Origin of the sequence: Methanosarcina soligelidi (assembly GCF_000744315.1) — an archaeon.
GTDB classification, from domain to species: Archaea; Halobacteriota; Methanosarcinia; order Methanosarcinales; family Methanosarcinaceae; genus Methanosarcina; species Methanosarcina mazei.
Window position 1 is genome coordinate 3,870,984 of sequence record NZ_JQLR01000001.1, and the last position, 18,807, is coordinate 3,889,790.

Consider the following 18,807-nt stretch of genomic DNA (forward strand, 5'->3'; position numbering starts at 1 on the left):
ATTTAATCGAAAATTATCGGAAAACAGTTTTTGAATAACAAACTGTATAAATTAACAGCTGTATCTGGAGTAACAGTCAGACTGTTTTTGAAAGTATTTTGTTACGTTAACGGATAAGGTTCAGCAGGAGCGGGCTCGGGTCCCGCAAAAACAGCAACTCTAAGGGTGAAGCAGACATGAATGAGATTAATACCGATTCGGGGCAGGCCGCTACGACCTACCAGAACGCAGGCAGGATTTTTAAAAGTTTTTTTGAAGAGATAGGAAATGTAATAGTGGGTCAGAACAGGGTTGTGGAAGAGATCATAATCTCCATCCTCTGTGAAGGGCATGCCCTGGTAGAAAGCAACCCGGGGCTTGGAAAAACCCTGATGATTTCCACCATCTCAAAAGCAATGAACCTGAAATTCAGCAGGATCCAGTGTACCCCTGACCTGATGCCTTCTGACATTACAGGTACCAACATGATTCAGGAGACAGATAATAAAAAGGAGTTCAGGTTTGAACCCGGGCCTGTCTTTGCAAATATCGTGCTTGCAGACGAGATTAACCGTGCTTCTCCCAAAACTCAGTCTGCCCTTCTTGAAGCCATGCAGGAAAAACAGGTAACTGTCGGAAACGATACATTCCTGCTTGACCGCCCCTTCTTTATCCTTGCTACCCAGAACCCCATAGAAATGGAGGGGACCTATCCCCTTCCCGAAGCCCAGTTAGACCGTTTCCTCTTGAAGATCCTTGTAGACTATCCATCCTTTGAAGAAGAAATGGAGATCATAAACCGATATACGAAATCCGAAACCCCGAAGATCACCAAGGGCCTTGACAAATCCACACTTCTCGATTTGCAAAAACTTACCCGGCAGGTCCCCATTTCAGAAGAACTCAAGCAGCGCGTCCTTTCTATTGTGTCAATGACCCGCAAAGATAAGGAACACATTGAGTACGGGGCTTCTCCGCGTGCATCCATTGGACTCATTCTTGCAGCAAAAGCAAGAGCCCTTATACAGGGCAGGAACTTCGTGAGCAAAGAGGATATTGACTACATGGCTTACCCTGTCCTCCGCCACAGGCTGATCCTGACTTTTGAAGCAGAAAGAAGCGGGATGACACCTGACCAGGCTATCGAAGAAATTATTAAGAAGGTTAAATAAAACAGGCAAAGAAATTAGATGAATGGAATTTTCCGGGATATCGGAGTCTGAGAGGACTGTAATTGAGCAGGTTCTTAAAATACAACCGTACAGGATGCAGGAAAAAAATAAAAACCAGAAAGGTTTTCCAGGTCCGGCAGAACCGGGCTTTTCGGCTGACGATCCAGAATGACTCGCACAAAACAAAAAATCGAAACGGACTTTTTCAAGCAGCTTGACCGCTTTACCTTTTCGGTGCGGAAGAGGGTATCCACGGTCTATGCCGGAAACCGTCCGTCAACCCGAAGCGGACACGGCATAGATACTATCGGGTTCAGGGAATACGACTCAAGCGACGCTTTGAAAGATATAGACTGGAAGGCTTATGCGAGGACTGAGAAGCTCTATGTAAGGCAGTTTGAGGAAGAAAAAACCCTTACAACCCATATCCTTCTGGACGCCAGCAAAAGTATGGACTATCCTGAGAAGGGGACTTCAAAATTTGAATATTCTGCCATGCTTGCTGCGGGTTTTGCTTATATGGTGACCAAATACAATGACAGGTTTGCCATATCCACTTTTACGGATGAGATTGAGATAAATAAACCCAGCAGGGGCAGAAAAAACCTTATGCGGGCAATTGACCGACTGAGCGAACTTGAACTGTCCGGAATGACTTCTATCGGGGAAGCAGTTACAAAGTACAGCCGGGAAATCAAGTCCAGGTCGCTTGTGATCCTTATCTCGGACTTCATGCAGGAACCTGAGGCAATAGAAACAGCTCTTCACAGGCTTTCCGACCACGACCTTATCGTTATCCAGGTTCTTGACCCCACGGAAAAAGTGCTCCCTCTTCAGGGAAACAGCAAGCTTGTAGACCTTGAGACCGGAGAGGAAATAAGGACTTATATCAGTGATAATTTCAAGGAACGCTACACCAGAAAGCTTGACGACCACAGTGCAAGAATAAAAAAGACCTGCATGAAGGTCGGAGCCGAGTTCTATACCTTTACAACCGACACTCCTGTTTTTAATGCTTTCTACAATACTATCAGGAGAAGGAGACGCTAAAAATGCCTTTTCAAAACCCCCTTGCTCTTGCCGCTCTCCTGAGTGTCATCCCGCTTATAATTATTTACATGCTCCGCCCAAAGCCAGCAGTGCTTTCTATTCCCTCGTTGATGTTTGTCCTCAAGCTTGATAGGGAACGAAAACGGGTTTATGCTTCTCTTACAAAAGTCGTTCGTGACCCACTTTTCCTGATCCAGCTCCTTATGCTGATCCTACTTTCCATTGGAGCGGCTGGTTACTATTATACTTCAGAAGAGCCTCTTAGCGGAGAGCATACCGTACTTGTACTTGACACTTCGGCAAGCATGCAGGTAGATTCCCGTTTTGAAGATGCTGTTCGAATTGCCGACGGCTATGTTAGCAAAAAAAACAGCATAATCCTTGCTTCCAACATCCCCCAGCTTGCCCTTGAAGGCGGAAGCGCTTCAGCTGCTGAAGACATTTTCAATAAGGTCAAACCCGGAGCCGGTACTGCCGATTTGTCTGCAGCCGTTACTACAGGTATGCGCCTCCTCTCTGAAGAAGGGGGCAGGATTATTGTCATTTCAGACTTTACTAACTGGGTAGGGGATGACCCTGTAGCCTCCAAAAACCTGGCTGAGTCCTACGGACTTAAGGTTAATTTCATAAAGGTCGGAAAGCCCGCGGAAAATATAGGGATCATTAATGGGTGGATTGAAGCCGTTGACGGAGAATACGGTTATACGGGCGTAGTTAAAAACTACAGGAGCGAAAGTAAAACCGTTGAAATCATGACCGGAAGAGGGACTTCTGGAAATGCTTCAAAGTCCTTTACCCTTGACGTCCCTGCAGGCGGCACAAACCAGTTCAAACTTGCAAACCTGGGTCCCGGCACCACCACAATCAGCCTGAATGTTGATGATAGCCTGGACGTTGACAACAAAGCCTATATCTCCATTCCGGACACTTCCGGACAGCATATCCTCTATGTCACGGATAATGGGAAGCTGCCTTCAAAAACAGCACTTTCCCTGGTCCCGAATATTGATCTTGAAATTCGGAAGTCTCTGCCTTCTGCCCTTGACAGCTATACACTTGTTGTGCTTGCCCAGAAACAGAACCCCATTGCCAACAGCTCTGTGGATAAAATAGAAACTTACGTGAGGAACGGAGGAAATGCGGTCTTTATTGCAAGCGAAGCCCTTTCCCCTGAGAAAACCGAGGTCGGCCTTGTTAAACTCCTGCCTGTAAAGCCTCTTGGAGTAGAAGAAGCAGAAAACGGGCTTAAAGTTAAAGAAACTCTCAAAAGCAGCATCACGGAAGATATGAAAAGTGAAGAAATCTCAGTACGCAGATATATGAACGCAACGGAAAGGACAGGTTCCACAACCCTCGTAGCCACGGAAAGCGGCATACCTCTACTGAGCTACTGGCAGACAGGTAAGGGGACCGTATTTTATATGGGTCTCAATGACGAGCTCGGAGACGGTGCCTGGAACAACTTCCATAACCTGCCTGAATACCCGGTTTTCTGGATAAAGCTTGTTGAATGGCTCGGAGGAATTGGTGACATCTCAGAGTACAACCTTGAAGCAGGTACGGTCACTTCCCTTTCAAAAACCGAGGAAATCCGTACTCCCTCAAAAACCCTGACAGCAAACAGTTTGCTTTACGACGAAGTGGGGATATACGAAGTATCAGGCAAGAGGATTGCAGTCAATATGTATGATGACAGGGAATCAAATACCACAGTGGACTCCTCGGAACTTATCAGCCGTTCACTTGAAAATGATGAGCCCAAAACCATGAAGTCCGAGACCTATACTGCAAGAAACGAGATTACCAATTATCTTATAGGAATCCTGTTCCTGCTTATGTTGCTTGAAATCCTTATCGTCCGCGGGAGGGGTGAACTGTGAACATAGCCCTTGAAAGCCCTGAGATGCTTCTGCTTATAATTCCGGTCATTATTGCAGGCTTTTATCTACTGCGGAAAACGAAAACAAAACTTGTGGAATGGAGAGTACTTGTTTCCCTTCTCCTTATCCTTGCCCTGGCTTCGCCCTATACAACGGTTACCAGGACTGTCAGTGAAGAAGATCCTTCGATTGTGCTTGTTCAGGACCAGACTGCAAGCATGGGGATTTTCCCTGAAGGAGCAGGTACTGACCTGTATGAATCCCTGACGGCAAAAACCCCAACCGCTCTTGTGCAGCTTACCGGGGAAAAGACCACTCTCGGGGATGCTGTGACCCAGTATTCCGGCCTTGGAAACCAGATAGTTCTTGTTACCGACGGGAACAGCAACTCAGGAAAGGACCTGACCGAAGCCCTGGAGTTTGCAAAAGACACCAATACCACGGTTTACCTTGTCCAGCCCGAGCTTGAAACAAATGACCTCAGTGTTGAGATACTCGGGGATAAGAAAGTGGTTGTGGACAACCAGAACGAGTTTGAGATAGTTGTCCGCCAGGCTTCAGAACAGAGTGTCAGTTATTTCCTTGAAGTTTTTGTGGATGGAAAGATTTCCCAGAGCAGACAATTCACTCAGGATACAAGGAATAATACCATCCCGATTAACCAGGCTTTTACCACTCTTGGCGCCCATAATATGAGTGTAAAGATCAGTGATATATCCGGAGGGGATTTAAAAGAAATTAATAATGAATTCTTCAAGTCCATTTATGTGATACCAAAACCTGAAATCACTCTTGTCACAAATGAGACAGGTTCCCCCCTGGCTAAAGTCCTGAGCAATCTTTATGAAGTCTCGGTTGCAAACGGCTATCCCGGAGCAGGGAATATTACAGATAGTAAGGTTCTGGTTCTTGATAACCAGTATATAAACTCTTTTTCCGACGCTGAGATAAAGGAGATCAAAAATTACGTCAGCAACGGAGGCGGACTTATCATCGTCGGAGGAGACCGGGCTTACAACTATGGAAACTACCTTAACTCTTCCCTTGAAGAAGTCCTGCCTGTGATTTCAAAGCCTTCCGAGTTTAAGGGAGGTAGAAATCTTATCCTTCTCCTTGATGTATCTCCAAGTACAGTTGCCCACAAGACTCAGGGAGATATTCTTTCAAATGCTGTCAGGATCCTTGAGGAAGACAACCTGAAGGATGCAAATGTTGCAGTTATAGCATTCGGCAATGCAGCTTATGATGTTTCCGGCGGATTTGTGTTTATGGGGCTGCCTCATAACGTTGCAATTCTGAAAGAGAAAGTCTCGAAGCTGACTCCAACTAACGAAACCCAGACCTCTCTTGACCAGGGGCTTGGCATTGCAAAACAGATGTTTGAAAGTGAAGATGGCGAGCTTGATGCTATTGTGATCTCTGACGGAGGAATTGAGGAGTCCTATGGCCAGAGCGTTCAGATTGCACAGGAGCTCAAGGACATGGGTGTGAATCTTTATTTTATCCATATCCGCTCTTCTGCTCCATCACAGGCTGACAGGACCCGGAACTACTATGCTGAAATGTTGATGCAGAAAATCGGGCTTGAAGGCAATTATCAACATATAGAGATGGGCGAGAGGGCAAACATCGTATTTGAAGAGCCTGCAGAAGCTCCTGACGAAACTGAGGAAGAGGAACCCGAATATAACGGGACCTATCCACTTCTTGAATATTCCCCTGACCACTTTATTACCAGAAGTGTGAACCTCACCAATGCGAGTATTACAGGATATAACCAGGTTACCCCTAAAGCCGGAGCTGAACGCCTTGTTATCACGGTTACAGGGCAGCCTGTGCTTACAACATGGCGTTTCGGGCTCGGGCGCGTTGCAGCCTTTACCACGGATAACGGGGAAGGAGGAGGTGTTCGATGGTCTTCGGTTCTGTACAACGGGTCAAACAGCAAACTTATTTCAGGCACGGCTAACTGGGCCATAGGAAACCCACAGGCAGAAGTGGGCGCTGTTGTCGATGCCCCTGATACCTGGCTCGGCACCCCTTCCGACCTTACCCTTATTATGTACGATGAGGGAATCCCGCAGCTCAAACTGAACGGAGCCCAGCTTGACCTCGCCCTCACAGGCAGGAATACATATGAAACAAGTGTCAACCCTGTAAATATCGGTATTCATGACATCTCCGGCTACCCCCTTGCAGTAAATTATGCTCTTGAGTACCTCGAGGTCGGGCACAATAAGGATATTGAATCCTATATTGTTGCAACAGGGGGCAAGATCTATACTGAAAAGGAAGCAAGAGCCTCTCTTCTGAAAGACGCGAGGCAGAACTCGCAAAAAGAGTCAAATGAGCCGGTTAGCCTGAAAATGCACGTGCTTCTTGCAGCTCTCATCCTTTACCTTTCAGAAGTAATAGCCAGGCGCATAAAGGAAATGAGAAGGCTTACGCAGGCACAGGGAGAAGGAACGGAGGAAAAAGCAGCATAACCCCTCCTTCTCCCCTTACTTTGGCATGAAAGTGCTCTCAAGTACTTTCATTTGGCATGAAAATGCTCTCAAGTACTTTCATTTTTTGGGCATGTTATTCGAAGAATATCATGTGTGTTTTTTATTACTTTACTTTTTTTTAACCTGTTTTCTTCTGTTTCATTCTTCTTTTAAAAAACGGGCTGTGGGCAAGCCAGAAGAGCTGTTTTTCACTACATTTGAGTTATAAATACGCCAGCAGAAACAGGATCATCTGCCCTGAAAAACCGGAGAATACTGGAATTACAAGGTTATCGTCTATCCTGTTTACTGCGGTTTCCGTTAGGGTTGCAATAAAAGCCATAACAAGAGATACAATTGGGTTTCCAGTTATAACGAGCCCGACCAGCAGATCTGTGATAAACTCGGAAACTGAGCCTTCAAGGGATTTGTCGTTTTTAAAAGTTTCTCTGAAAATCCTTCTTTTTCCGTAAGACTTTCCTATAAGGGCTGCAACAAGGTCTCCGAATGTAGTCATAAGGACTGCGGCATAGGCAATTTCCCTGCTGAAGAGGGATATCACTGCAATTGCTCCCAGGGCAAAATAGATGTGACCCCCAGGGCGGTTTGCTTCCTCTTCCCTGTACATCATATAAAAAAAAGGAATCCTCATGCCTTTTTCAAGGCGGAGATATTCAAGGAAAAGGACAGTTACAAGAAAGACCATCAGCACCCAGAGAATTGCGTCTTTCCCCAAAAACTCGTAAATAAGGACTATAAAAATGGAGACCAGATGAACACTTTTTCTCAGAATTTCAAAGACGAGTTCTCTGGACAGCATAACATAAATTTTGTGAGAATAAAATATAAATTTGTACTGGTCTGGATGCAGGAGTTCTCTCTGCTGACAACGGTTTCTATGCAATACGGATATGTTCTCTTATTCACTGTTCCGGGTCAGGCAGTCTCCATTTATTTTACTTATCAGGTCAGCGTCTTTAATCATTTTCAGGCTAATTATCCCTCCGATAAAAAGGTTCATGTGGTATGTCAGGGCTCTCCATGCGAGTACCGTAATCCCCAGCACTGATGAATCCACAAAAACAGAAAAGATAGAAGCCGCTCCCAGTTCGGCAACTCCACTTGCCCCTGGGGTTGCAGGTATTATCATTATGATTGCCAGAAGAACCTGGGCTGCAAAGGCGGTTAGAATTGAAGGAGTATTTGAAAGGCCCATGAGAACCAGGACGAGCAGTGTAAACTCCAGGGTCCAGAAGATAAAAGTATAGAAAATTCCCCAGAGAAGCCCTTTTTTTCCTTCCGAGAAAAAGATTCTGACACTGTCATGAAAATGATCTATTTCCCTGTCTATCTGCTCCATAAGGTGTGAAATGGCTGTATCGGTTTTTTTCCCGAAAAAAGGGGCAAGTTTCCCTGATATCCTGCGAGTTATATGCTTCATTTTCTGGGGTTTCCAGACGCCGTAAATAACCAGTACAAAAATTATGAACACAAGCAGGTTTGCTGTTAAGAAAACTGCATCGAACTTATAATCCGAAAGGACGTCTCCAAAAATGTAAAACGCAAAAGGCAGACTGGAAAAGATGAAAATCGCATCAAGGAGACGTTCCCCTACGACGATTGCTGTAGCTCTGCCAGTGGGAATTCTGTTCCTGTTCAGACTGTGGACTCTGAGGAACTCTCCGCCTGCGGAAGAAGGAGTAATTCCAGCCACAAAGGTGCTCGAAATAACTATTTCAGTAACTTTGAGGATGCCTATCCTGTGCCCAAGGGCTTTGCACAGAGCCCGGATCCGAAGCCCCCATATAAGGTAAGAGAAGGCATGGAGGAGCACGGCTCCGAGGATATATTCCAGCCTAATCTCTCTCAGAGCTTCTATTGTTTCCGAATTATAAGTCAGGCACGTAACCAGGGCAATTGATATTGCGCTGATAAGCAGCGACCCTATAAACCATTTTTTATACCTGCCCATTGAAATCTCTTATATTATTTTTTAGTAGCTATAATCCTGTATAAGGAAACTACTTTTTACAATAGAAACTACTTTTTACAATATATACTGAACGACACAGGGATACAGGAAAAAATAAGAAAACGATCATAGACCTTCCTGAAACAGGGACACAGGAAAAAATAAGAAAACGATCATAGACCTTCCTGAAACAGTAACACAGGAAAAAAATAAGGAAATGATCATAGCCCGTCCTGGATGAAGAATAACAGGACGGAACTGCTTCAGGATAAAATCCCTTTATTATATTTTTATTAAAACATTTATTAAAAGTTCTCCTTTTTAAACCCGAAACAACTATGAAAACACATTTTACCGGAAATATGCACCTGATCCTGGACACCCGGCTCTTAAGCCCTGTTCACGACCCTTCCTGTGAGGTATCATAATTGAGGTTAACAATTGTTTCCTCTATACTGGAACCATTATCAATTATCACTTCAGGCCATATTTTAACTCCCGAATATATGGTGGAGTTATCTCCTATGGTCACTCTGTGCCCGATCACTGTCCCGTTTTCAAGGCTGCATTTTTCCCCTACAGCTGTTTCATCGGCAACCACTGACCCTGAGATATTGGAGCCTTTTCCTATAGAGACATAATCAAAAAGATAGGATGAAAGAATTTTTGCATTGTCGTCAATAGTGCAGTTCGAGCCTATTACGCTGTAAGGCCCCACAAGGACGTTGTCACCTATTACAGTGTTTTCCCCTATAACAATCGGTCCTACAAGGGAAGAATTCGAACCTATGCAAACGTTGTTTCCTATGGATAAAGGCCCGCGTATTCTTGCGTTTCTTGTCGTAAAGTTTCCTTCTATAGTGGTCCCGGGAAGAGCGTCAAGCATCCAGCGCTGGGCCTGCCTGTAAGCTGCCGAACTCCCTACATCAGTCCATTTCCCCCGGACAAGCATGCCGTTAATTTTTTCATCTGCTGCAAGCAGGGAAGGGAAAAGGTCTTTTGCAAAATCATACTTTTTATTTTCGGGTATCCAGTCGAAGATTTCAGGGTCACAGATGTAAATGCCTGTACTTGCAAGGTTGCTAAAAATTTGCCCGGACTTGGGTTTTTCGAGGAAGCGGTGGATCCTGTTATTTATATCCATATCCGCAATCCCGAATTCTCTCGGGTCATCAATTGAAAGTAGCCCTATGGTCACTATTGCGTCATTGGTCTCGTGAAAACGGTACATCTCCCTCAGGTCAAGGTTAAGTACGTGGTCGCCCCCAAGCACGATAAAAGGCTCATTTTTCAGATACTCCTCTGCATTTTTAACCCCGCCTGCAGTGCCCATCTTCTCCTTTTCATACACATAATCAATATGTACCCCGAATATGTGCCCGTCCCCGAGCTGTTCTTCTATGCGCTCTCCCATATATCCCAGGGTCATAACTATTTCATTGAACCCTTCTCTTGAAAGGTGCTCTATCAGGTGCCTTACTGACGGTTTATTGAGAATCGGTATGCTGGGTTTAGGGTGTTTGAAGGTCAGTGGTCTGAGCCTTGTCCCTGCACCTCCGCACATGATACATGCTTTCATATTTTTCCCAATGTTGTTCTATGGATATATTGTTAACGATATATTGTTCTATTTTAAAGTTTATTGATAACGGTTATTCCAGAGAGAGGGTGATACCGTAAAATTTAATGATAAAATGTCGGTTTTCATAGCAAGGTATTACTTCAGCGTGATATCTTCTTTCTTTTCCACATTTATCTCTTTTTTCCCCTTATATTCTGAGACAGTACCTGTTATGCTTATTAGGTCCCCTTCATGGATCATGCTGTTCAGGGCTTCAGCTCCTGCGTTCTTCGGGATAAAAACGCTCAGGACTTCCGAGTCGAAATCCACATCTAAAAGGAGGTGCTCTCCGGTGTATGTAAACCTCTTGCTTAAAACCTCAGCGTCAAGAGTTACTTTTTCCCCAACACCTGATTCGTGGGTGTATTGAAGGGCTCTTCCTTCTGATTGTCCCGCACCTGCAAGTTCCGAACCGAAAAATACGTATGCTGTCGAAAGAGACGACAGTGCCATAATAAGCAGCACCACCACGACTTTCTCTTCCTTTTCCATCTTTCATCACTGTCCAGTCTTGGTTCCTGAATTAACTTATATTGAATTTTAATGAAGATAAATCTATTTCAAGAACCAGATTAGACCTCAGGATGAGTAGAATTTCGCATCTTTATATTTCATGCAGGTTATACATTTCGGACTCTGTATCCCGGAACCGCTTTACGTTTTATTCAGGGATCGGCTCACATTTCAGGCCTGTTCACGATGGAGACGAGCTTTATTTCAAGGATCAGGGTTTTGCCTGCAAGCTCATGGTTAAAGTCAAGGATTGCGTAAGTTTCCGTGGAGTTAAGCACCTTAACTATCCGTCCTCCGGGGGTTATGATTGTCTTTCCCGGCTCCGGAGGCTCCTTCAGTTCAAGCCGGAGAAGAGGGATTTTCTGGACGAGATAATCTTTATGTTCTCCGTAGGCTTCTGCGGGAGGTATTTTAAGGGTTTTTTCTTCTCCTTCCCGCATCCCAAGGACGCCTTCATCAATGCCTTTTATCACCTGCCGGGTATCTGTCCTGAAAAAGAAAGGCCTGTAGTCCTTTTCTTCACCATATATCCCAGCCTCAAGAGCTTTCTCTTTTAGAGTGGTGTCAAATACCGTTCCATTTTCAAATTTTCCAGTGTAATCAATAAGGACATAATCTCCCTTTTTTACAGTCCGGGGGTTCTCCATTCTCCCTTCTCCTGTTATTTTTTTTCTCTGAAGCTTTTCCGGCAGCCATGAAAAATTCCGGAATGCCGGACAGATGAATCTAATTAAAGAAATATAAACCGGTTCTGGACCGGTTCAATTAACTTAACTTCACTCGATTGATACGAGCTTTACATCGAAAACAAGAGTCTCGCCTGCGAGTTCATGGTTAGGGTCAAAAGTAACGTGCGTCTCATTTACGGCAATGACTTTGAACTGGCCTCCGTATATGCTGCTGTATACCTGCCCTACTTCAGGCTTTTCTGACATATTGAGCTCTTCAAGAGGAACTGCCTGAACCCAGCTTTCATTGTATTCCCCATAGGCTTTCTCAGGAGGAATAGTCAGGGTTTTCTCTTCGCCCTCCTTCATTCCTATCAGCCCTTCATCAAAGCCCTCAATTACCTGGCCGGAACCAGCAGTAAGGTTCAGGGGTACATACTCTCTCTGTGCATTGTATATGCCTGCTTCCTGTGCTTCTTCTTCTATAGAAGTATCAAAAACGGTGCCGTTCTCAAATTTTCCCACATAATCTACCTGGACCGTATCTCCTGCTTTTACAGCCCTACCGTCTCCGCTGCCGTTATCCGTGCATCCGCTCCCTAAAACCATACTTGCCAGAAGCAGTATTGTCAGGAAATATATTGTGCTCTTCCCGACCCTCATTTTTTTCATGCCTCCACTGAAATGACCTTTACTTTGAATGTAAGGGTCTTGCCTGCAAGTGCATGGTTGAAATCAATAACAAAATTTTCCTCGCCTACTTCTGTCACAGTGCCTCTGAGCCCGGTTTCCGTAGCCAGCTGCATCCCTACTTCCGGAACGAAATCCACAGCATCACGCGGAAGTTCCCTTGCATATTCTTCCACGTATTCCCCATATGCTTCCTCTGGAGGGATTTTAAGGATTTTTTCTTCCCCCGCTTTCATTCCGACCACACCTTCGTCAAAGCCTTTGATCATCTGTCCGGCTCCGACGGTGAATTTCAGAGGTTCATAGTCCCTCATTTCGTTGTATATGCCTGCCTCCATGGCTTCTTCTTTTTCCGATGTGTCGAATACCGTTCCGTCATCAAGTTTACCTACATAATGGACGGATACAGCATCTCCTTTTTCGACTACTTTATTCGAATTTTCAATTATATCCTCAGTCATAACAATCAATATGACAAAACGAAAGCATGTTACATAAACGTACTGATAAAAGAGGCGCTGGAAAACGGTTAAAATAGGACTTCAGTAAATAAAAATTACGGAAATCTTTAAATCGTACTTTATGGAGTTCGGCTCAGGATTTGGATTCTTATCCATCTTCTCTACTGGCTGTTTTTTAACTCTGCTTATTTTTCTTTAAGTTCTTTTTTATATTCGAGATATGAGTAAACAACAGTAATCACGACTACAATGACTGCAGGAACAAGGATGAAGTAGATTGCATATTCAGGGAAAAAAACTCCTGAGAATGCGGTTATTCCTGCTATCCTGAATAATTTCCCTCCAAGACAGTTTGTCCTTTTCCATACATTCTCACTGCTAAGAGTCCAGGGCGTCCTGATGCCTATAAACCAGTTTTGCTCTGCATTTTCCGTAAGAACCCCTGCATAATAGAATAGAAGCCCCATACCGAGCGGAATCACGGCATTGGGACTTATCTGAGTTCCTGTGTTCCAGAGAAGTATATGGAGATGGACCAGGACCAGGAAAATGATCAGTACTAGCCTGAATCCTTCATAGTGTTTCCTGAACATTTCTATGTTTTCTTTTCTCGGGTCAATTTTCGGAATTACCAGGAACAAAATTACAAGCCCCGTAATCAGGAGGGGCATGAAAAAGGACCCCCAGAACTTTGACATATAGCCGTTTACCTCTCCCTGAGAGTCCCAGTGAGTAGCCATCTGGTCAGGGACGTGAGGATAAAAATAGATTGAAAGAATAAAAGAAAAAAGAACCAGTCCTATTATCGCTGCAGTAACTTTCCGCATATATGCCAGTTATATTTTTTAAATATTTAAAATGTAGCGTGCTTCAAATCCGGCAGCTCTCACAGGATGGCTGCCATGACTGGTAATTCTGTGCTGCACATCAAGCCGGAAGAGCTCCTTACCTTAATTTTCCGGTCACACAGATAAAATTAGTTAATTTTATATCTTATTGCCAATTTCGTAAAATAAATTATTTCTGAAACTTAAAAAGTATGTTTCAGGTATTTTTACCCTTCAAATTAAAAATCGTAACCATGCTGGTACTTATTCGGCTGGAAATGGGATTTGAGTTACCACTGCAGTTCATGTGCTAAGAAGTTTTCAGGGGTTTTTCTCGTGTGGAAGATGAAAAGAGAATTATCTATCTTATTCACGCTGGTTCTTGCATTTCAGGTTATTACTGGCAGTACGGCAGCTATGACGCTTTATGTTGATGACGACGGAACAGGAAACTATACGACTATCCAGTCTGCGGTAAACGCCGCAGTTAACGGGGATACTATAATTGTAAATCCCGGTACTTACGAGGGGGATATTACCCTCGATACATCCAGTTTAAGAATTCAGTCTCAATCAGAAAATCCTGAGGACACGGTAATTCAGGGAAATGGCTTTTATCTTACGCAAAACGCACAGAGAATAGCCATTAAAGGTTTCACTCTGAAGGGCACTGGCAGTTCTTACGCCATAGCACTTGAAGAATACGCTGACAGTATAATTGAAAATAATATAATACTGGACCACGGCACCGGCATTGACACGAATATATATTCCACCTTTACAATAAATGATAATGATATCTCAAGTTGTGGGACTGGAATTTATGTCGGCGAATGTTATTTCAACGCTATTATCAACAACAACAGGGTTTCAAAATGTGGCACAGGCATCACTGTGGGAGATTTAGGGTATCCACAAATTGAGAGCAATATAATTGCGGAAAATGGTCAGGGTATAGCCCTGATGTACGAAGGCGGTGCCACAATTGTGGGGAACACTATCACGTCCAATAAAGAGTCTGGAATTTTCCATAACGGACACGGTGGTAGTACGATTTACAATAATAATTTTTATAACTCTAACAATATAATTTTCGGGGAGTATCATGATTTTCCAGACATGTGGAATACTACCAGAACCGCAGAGAATAATATTGTAGGTGGCCCTTATATTGCAGGAAATTACTGGGCAAAACCTGATGGCAAAGGCTTTTCCCAGACGCATTACGATTTAAATGGAGATGGCATAGCCGAGCAACCATATTATATTGATGAAAAAGAGATTGATTATCTGCCCCTGGTAACCCCAGGGACGGAGACTGAGCCTGTACTTCCTGAAGCAGATTTCAGGGCAAATACAACGTATGGGAGTGTCCCTCTTACTGTCGCGTTTACAGACCTTTCGAAAAATGCGGTTTCCTGGAGATGGGACTTTAACGACAATGGGAAATATGACTCTGTAGAACAGAATCCGGTTTTTGTGTATGGATACCCCGCAGACTTTACTGTCAACCTGACAGTAATCAATGAAAACGGGACTTCTACAAAAACCGCTGTAATAACCGTGCTGAAAAAAGAAGCTCCTATCCTCCCTGCAGCAAATTTCAACGCCAATACCACCACCGGTTATCCTCCCCTGTCTGTTTTATTCACAGACCTTTCACAAAATGCAGCTTCAAGAAGCTGGGACGCTAACGGTGACGGAATAAAAGACTCAGGTGAAGCAAGTTTTGTTTATGTGTATAATACTGCAGGAACTTACACCTCGAATCTGACAGTAAGCAATTCCAATGGGACAGCTTCAAAGACTGCTACAATAATTGTGCTGGAAGCGACCAATTCAGGAGGAAGCAGCAACGATGGGAGCAATGAGGGAGGAAGCAGTAGTGGAGGAAGCAGCAGTAGTGGGAGCAGCAGTGGAGGGAGCAGCAGTGGAGGGAGCAGCAGCGGAAGCAGCAGTGGCGGAGGCGGTGGTGGTGGATCTCCCGAACCCGCAAGAAACGTTAAAACAAAAGAAATTTCACAGACTTTCATTCAAAACGGCAAGGCTGTAAAGTTTGATTTCACAAAGAATGCTACTTGTGTAGTATATGTGGGATTTGACCCCAAGAAGAATGCAGGAAAGACCACAACAATCGTAGAAGAATTAAAAAGCAAATCCACACTTGTTTCTAAAATACCTGGAGGAGAGACTTACAAATCATTTAACGTGTGGGTGGGAAACAGCGGGTTTGCAAGCTCAAAGAATATTGAAAATCCGGTTATCTGTTTCAAAGTTGAAAAATCCTGGATTCGGGATAAAAACATTGACCCGGACTCGATTGTACTGAACAGGTACAGCGATAAAAAATGGTCGAAACTTGAAGCTAAACTCTCAGAGGAAGATGATAAATTTCTGTATTTCATAGCCCATGTCCCTGGCTTCTCCTTTTTTGTGATAACAGGTGAGGCGGCAGGTAGTGCAGGGAATATTTCCAGAGAGGAAAACGGGCTGGAAACGCGGGCTCTGCAGGGAGAAGATGATGGAACTGCGGGACCGAATGCCGGGCTGAATTCGGGACAGAAAGAAAAAATGAAATTCCCTGATGCTTCTCCTGTATACAGCATAGCAGGCATTCTCTTATTAAGCCTGATATGTATATTGATTTATAAAACGATTCCAAAATGATAAGGCGAAAAGTAAAATGAAACGTTTCACTGCGTTTCATTTTTCATACTTTTTTGTTAAAAAAGGTATTCTTCCGGAATTGACAGCTATAAAGTGAATCATTCTGTAATCACTGCAAACTATAGTAAAACAATTCCCAGGGAGATAATCTTTAATAATAATCTAAAAACGAATTTTAAGACACAATGCCAAAATCTAGTGATAACCATAAAAATCAAAAATCACTAGATTTTGGAACTGAGTCAATTTTAATAATAATTCAAAAAAGAAATCGAATTTTAATAACAATTTAAAAAGAGAGATCAAATTTTAATAACAATTTAAAAAGAGAAATCGAATATAAATATTTTTAAGTGGACCGGTCGGGAATTGAACCCGAGGCCTCTACCATGCCAAGGTAGCGATCTTCCCCTGATCTACCGGCCCATGTTGTGCTTTTGCTTTGTCAGCACTCCTCATACACTCAATATCGTATATAAAACTGTCGCCATAGGGGCTCAGCTTCCTGTAAATAAAATTTAGGATATGCAGAATCCCAAATATTCGAGCAAAAGTTATAAGTAGTAAATCGAGTATTAGAAGTGTTGTCGGATTGGGACGCTTTCCCTAAAAAAGCCTTTCAACTCTGATAATTCGAAATAACCTGACATCTGGGCCCGTAGCTTAGCCTGGTGGAGCGCACGGCTGATAACCGTGAGGTCCTGCGTTCGAATCGCAGCGGGCCCACCACAATTCAATGACCTCTTTTCGGAGAGTTCAGGGTATTAAATTATATATGTATTCCTTTCGGGCCCGTAGCTTAGCCTGGTGGAGCGCACGGCTGATAACCGTGAGGTCCTGCGTTCGAATCGCAGCGGGCCCATATACTTTTTTACTATATTTAATCCCGATTCCCTGTAAATTTTCTATCCTGGTCTAAATTTTCTATCCTGGTCTAAATTTTCTATCCTGGTCTAAATTTTCTATCCTGGTCTAAATTTTCTACCCTGGTCTAAATTTGTTATCCTGATCCTGTAAATTTATTATTTTCTTTTGCATCATTACAGGTATTTTAGAATACCCTTCTGCTGGCTTTGACTCAGAAAGTATCGGGATTGAAAATCTATTGCTGGCCATAATTTTGAATCAATAACCTTGGCAATATAGAAACTAATGTAGAAAAGTTACTGAGAAAATTGATGTAGAAACGTTGTGAAAAACGATTGATGTAGAAACATTATGAAGAAAAGTTGTTGCAAGAAAATTGCCCTTAATAAAAAAGTTAGGGTAGGGGTAGTCCCCTTAATTCAGAATGGCTTTCAGATAAAGTGGTTAACGCAATTTGCTGTATGGGAGCTTGCACCCGACTCTGACCCCATTCCGTTCCCTTTCATAAATTTCAGGCTATGTGCTTCAGGCGTTCTATGTTCCTCAGCACAAGTTTGCTTTCGGCTATGATTTCTTCTTCGATCTTGCTGACAATGCGGTCCATAGGGACTGTAAGTCTATACAGCTTGATCGGTCTGCCCTTACCTTTTGATTTCTTTTCTTCCCGGATATCAATCCAGTTGTTTTCGCGGAGGTAGCGCATTGCAACACTGACTTCCGGCTGTCTCAGGCCAGACACCATTTCAATGCTCTGGGAAGAGATTTCCCTTCCCTTTGCAAGACAGGCTAGTGTCATGGCAACTTAATTTTGAGTCATTATTATAAACTTTGAATCCCATCTGTATCTTCATTCATGGCAAAAATAAAACTTGAAGAAGATGAGGTGCAGTACCTCATAGACTTTGTTAAAAAGGGACAGAAAAGTGCACGAGAACTAACAAGAGCACGAATCCTGTTACTTGCCAACAAGAATAAAAAGAACACCGAGATCGTAGAGATATTGAATGTTAGTAGGAATACTGTTGGGCGAATCAAGAAAAGGTACTTGGATGAAGGTCTCCAAAGCGCTCTTGAAGATAAAACAAGAACTGGCCAGCCTATAAAATACACCGAAAAGCACACGGCTGAAATCATAGCGCAAGCATGTACCAAACCTCCTGATGGAAGAAAAAAGTGGACACTTGTACTGCTTACTGAAGAACTGAAGATGAGAGAAGGGTTTGAAACAATAAACAAGGAGAGCATCCGGCTTATTCTAAAAAAAGCAAAACTAAACCTTGGTTAAGACGGATGTGGTGCATTCAAAAGATAAATGCCGAGTATAGAGAAAGAATGTACAACATTCTCAACCTCTATGAAGAAAAATATGACCCGAAAAAACCTCTCATATGCCTTGACGAGAAACCAAAACAACTTCTTGGAGATAAGAGGAAAGCTATCCCAATGAAACCTGGAAGTCCAGAAAAATATGATTACGAATATGTCAGGAATGGAACCGCAAATGTATTCGTGGCAGTAGAATTTAAAGCAGGAAAAAGGGTGACTCAAGTCACCGAAAGAAGAACTATGAAGGATTTTGCACAATTCGTGAAAATTCTCCTTACTGAAAAATATTCTGAAGCTGAAGTCATCCGACTGGTTACGGATAATCTCAATATCCATAAAGAAAAGTCATTCTACGAAACATTCAGCGAAGAGGAAGCAAAAAAGATTCTGGACAAGATAGAATTCCATTACACACCAAAACATGCAAGTTGGCTTAATGCTGCAGAAATAGAGATCAATGTAATGGATATTGAATGTACAGACAGAAGGATCGGAGATATGCAGACACTTACCCACGAAGTGGGTGCATGGACAAAGAGAAGAAATGAACATGAAAGTAAGATCAACTGGAAGTTTACGAGAAAAGTTGCTGATGAGAAAATGTCCAAGCATTATGCACCATAATTAA

At 43.3% G+C, this 18,807-nt stretch carries 13 protein-coding genes, 3 tRNA genes and 2 pseudogenes; 8 read left to right on the forward strand and 10 right to left on the reverse strand.

Features of this window, described 5'->3' with window-relative positions:
- The first annotated feature begins 176 nt into the window (after positions 1-176).
- From M886_RS16565 to M886_RS16580, 4 genes are all read left to right on the forward strand, one after another.
- Positions 177-1,151, forward strand: coding sequence for an AAA family ATPase (locus M886_RS16565; RefSeq protein ID WP_011032326.1), 975 nt, complete (start codon positions 177-179; stop codon positions 1,149-1,151).
- 168 nt (positions 1,152-1,319) lie between these two features.
- Complete coding sequence (locus M886_RS16570) at positions 1,320-2,201, forward strand: DUF58 domain-containing protein (RefSeq protein ID WP_011032327.1); 882 nt, start codon at positions 1,320-1,322, stop codon at positions 2,199-2,201.
- A 2-nt stretch (positions 2,202-2,203) separates the two neighbouring features.
- Complete coding sequence (locus M886_RS16575) at positions 2,204-4,081, forward strand: vWA domain-containing protein (protein ID WP_048051535.1); 1,878 nt, start codon at positions 2,204-2,206, stop codon at positions 4,079-4,081.
- A complete protein-coding gene (locus M886_RS16580; RefSeq protein ID WP_048051536.1) occupies positions 4,078-6,567 on the forward strand; it encodes a vWA domain-containing protein in 2,490 nt (829 codons plus the stop codon). The genes M886_RS16575 and M886_RS16580 overlap by 4 nt, the downstream gene beginning before the upstream one ends.
- Before the next feature lie 223 nt (positions 6,568-6,790).
- Here the strand turns inward: M886_RS16580 and M886_RS16585 are convergent, their stop codons facing one another.
- The 8 genes from M886_RS16585 to M886_RS16625 form a co-directional block, all read right to left on the reverse strand.
- Positions 6,791-7,387 carry a diacylglycerol/polyprenol kinase family protein gene (locus M886_RS16585; protein ID WP_048051788.1) on the reverse strand — a complete coding sequence of 199 codons (597 nt, stop codon included), beginning with the start codon at positions 7,385-7,387 and terminating at the stop codon, positions 6,791-6,793.
- Positions 7,388-7,486: 99 nt separating this feature from the next.
- Positions 7,487-8,539 carry a lysylphosphatidylglycerol synthase transmembrane domain-containing protein gene (locus tag M886_RS16590; protein WP_048051537.1) on the reverse strand — a complete coding sequence of 351 codons (1,053 nt, stop codon included), beginning with the start codon at positions 8,537-8,539 and terminating at the stop codon, positions 7,487-7,489.
- A gap of 400 nt (positions 8,540-8,939) precedes the next feature.
- The gene (locus tag M886_RS16600; RefSeq protein ID WP_048051539.1) at positions 8,940-10,118 is read right to left on the reverse strand and encodes a sugar phosphate nucleotidyltransferase; all 1,179 of its coding nucleotides are present in this window, start codon (positions 10,116-10,118) and stop codon (positions 8,940-8,942) included.
- 138 nt (positions 10,119-10,256) lie between these two features.
- A complete protein-coding gene (locus M886_RS16605; RefSeq protein ID WP_048038474.1) occupies positions 10,257-10,652 on the reverse strand; it encodes an OB-fold nucleic acid binding domain-containing protein in 396 nt (131 codons plus the stop codon).
- Between the two features lie 185 nt (positions 10,653-10,837).
- Positions 10,838-11,320, reverse strand: a complete 483-nt coding sequence (locus tag M886_RS16610; protein ID WP_011032334.1) for an FKBP-type peptidyl-prolyl cis-trans isomerase — start codon at positions 11,318-11,320, stop codon at positions 10,838-10,840.
- Between the two features lie 129 nt (positions 11,321-11,449).
- A complete protein-coding gene (locus M886_RS16615; protein ID WP_015411054.1) occupies positions 11,450-12,004 on the reverse strand; it encodes an FKBP-type peptidyl-prolyl cis-trans isomerase in 555 nt (184 codons plus the stop codon).
- Positions 12,005-12,009: 5 nt separating this feature from the next.
- Positions 12,010-12,492, reverse strand: a complete 483-nt coding sequence (locus M886_RS16620; protein ID WP_048051540.1) for an FKBP-type peptidyl-prolyl cis-trans isomerase — start codon at positions 12,490-12,492, stop codon at positions 12,010-12,012.
- 185 nt (positions 12,493-12,677) lie between these two features.
- Positions 12,678-13,319 carry an SdpI family protein gene (locus M886_RS16625; RefSeq protein WP_048051541.1) on the reverse strand — a complete coding sequence of 214 codons (642 nt, stop codon included), beginning with the start codon at positions 13,317-13,319 and terminating at the stop codon, positions 12,678-12,680.
- Positions 13,320-13,664: 345 nt separating this feature from the next.
- Between M886_RS16625 and M886_RS16630 the strand changes: the two genes are divergently transcribed.
- Positions 13,665-15,986 (forward strand): PGF-pre-PGF domain-containing protein, encoded by a 2,322-nt coding sequence (locus tag M886_RS16630; RefSeq protein ID WP_048051542.1) that lies wholly within the window; start codon positions 13,665-13,667, stop codon positions 15,984-15,986.
- Positions 15,987-16,340: 354 nt separating this feature from the next.
- On the opposite strand, the gene M886_RS16635 is transcribed toward M886_RS16630, so the two are convergent.
- Positions 16,341-16,412 (reverse strand) — tRNA-Ala (locus M886_RS16635).
- A 226-nt stretch (positions 16,413-16,638) separates the two neighbouring features.
- On the opposite strand from M886_RS16635, the gene M886_RS16640 reads away from it, so the two are divergent.
- A tRNA-Ile gene (locus tag M886_RS16640) sits at positions 16,639-16,715 on the forward strand.
- A 59-nt stretch (positions 16,716-16,774) separates the two neighbouring features.
- Positions 16,775-16,848 (forward strand) — tRNA-Ile (locus tag M886_RS16645).
- 516 nt (positions 16,849-17,364) lie between these two features.
- Here M886_RS16645 and M886_RS16650 read toward each other — a convergent pair.
- Positions 17,365-17,655 (reverse strand): annotated as a pseudogene (locus M886_RS16650) (transcriptional regulator); the annotation flags it as partial.
- Between the two features lie 51 nt (positions 17,656-17,706).
- On the opposite strand from M886_RS16650, the pseudogene M886_RS18130 reads away from it, so the two are divergent.
- A pseudogene (locus tag M886_RS18130) lies at positions 17,707-18,803 on the forward strand (IS630-like element ISMma8 family transposase).
- The last annotated feature ends 4 nt before the right edge of the window (positions 18,804-18,807 follow it).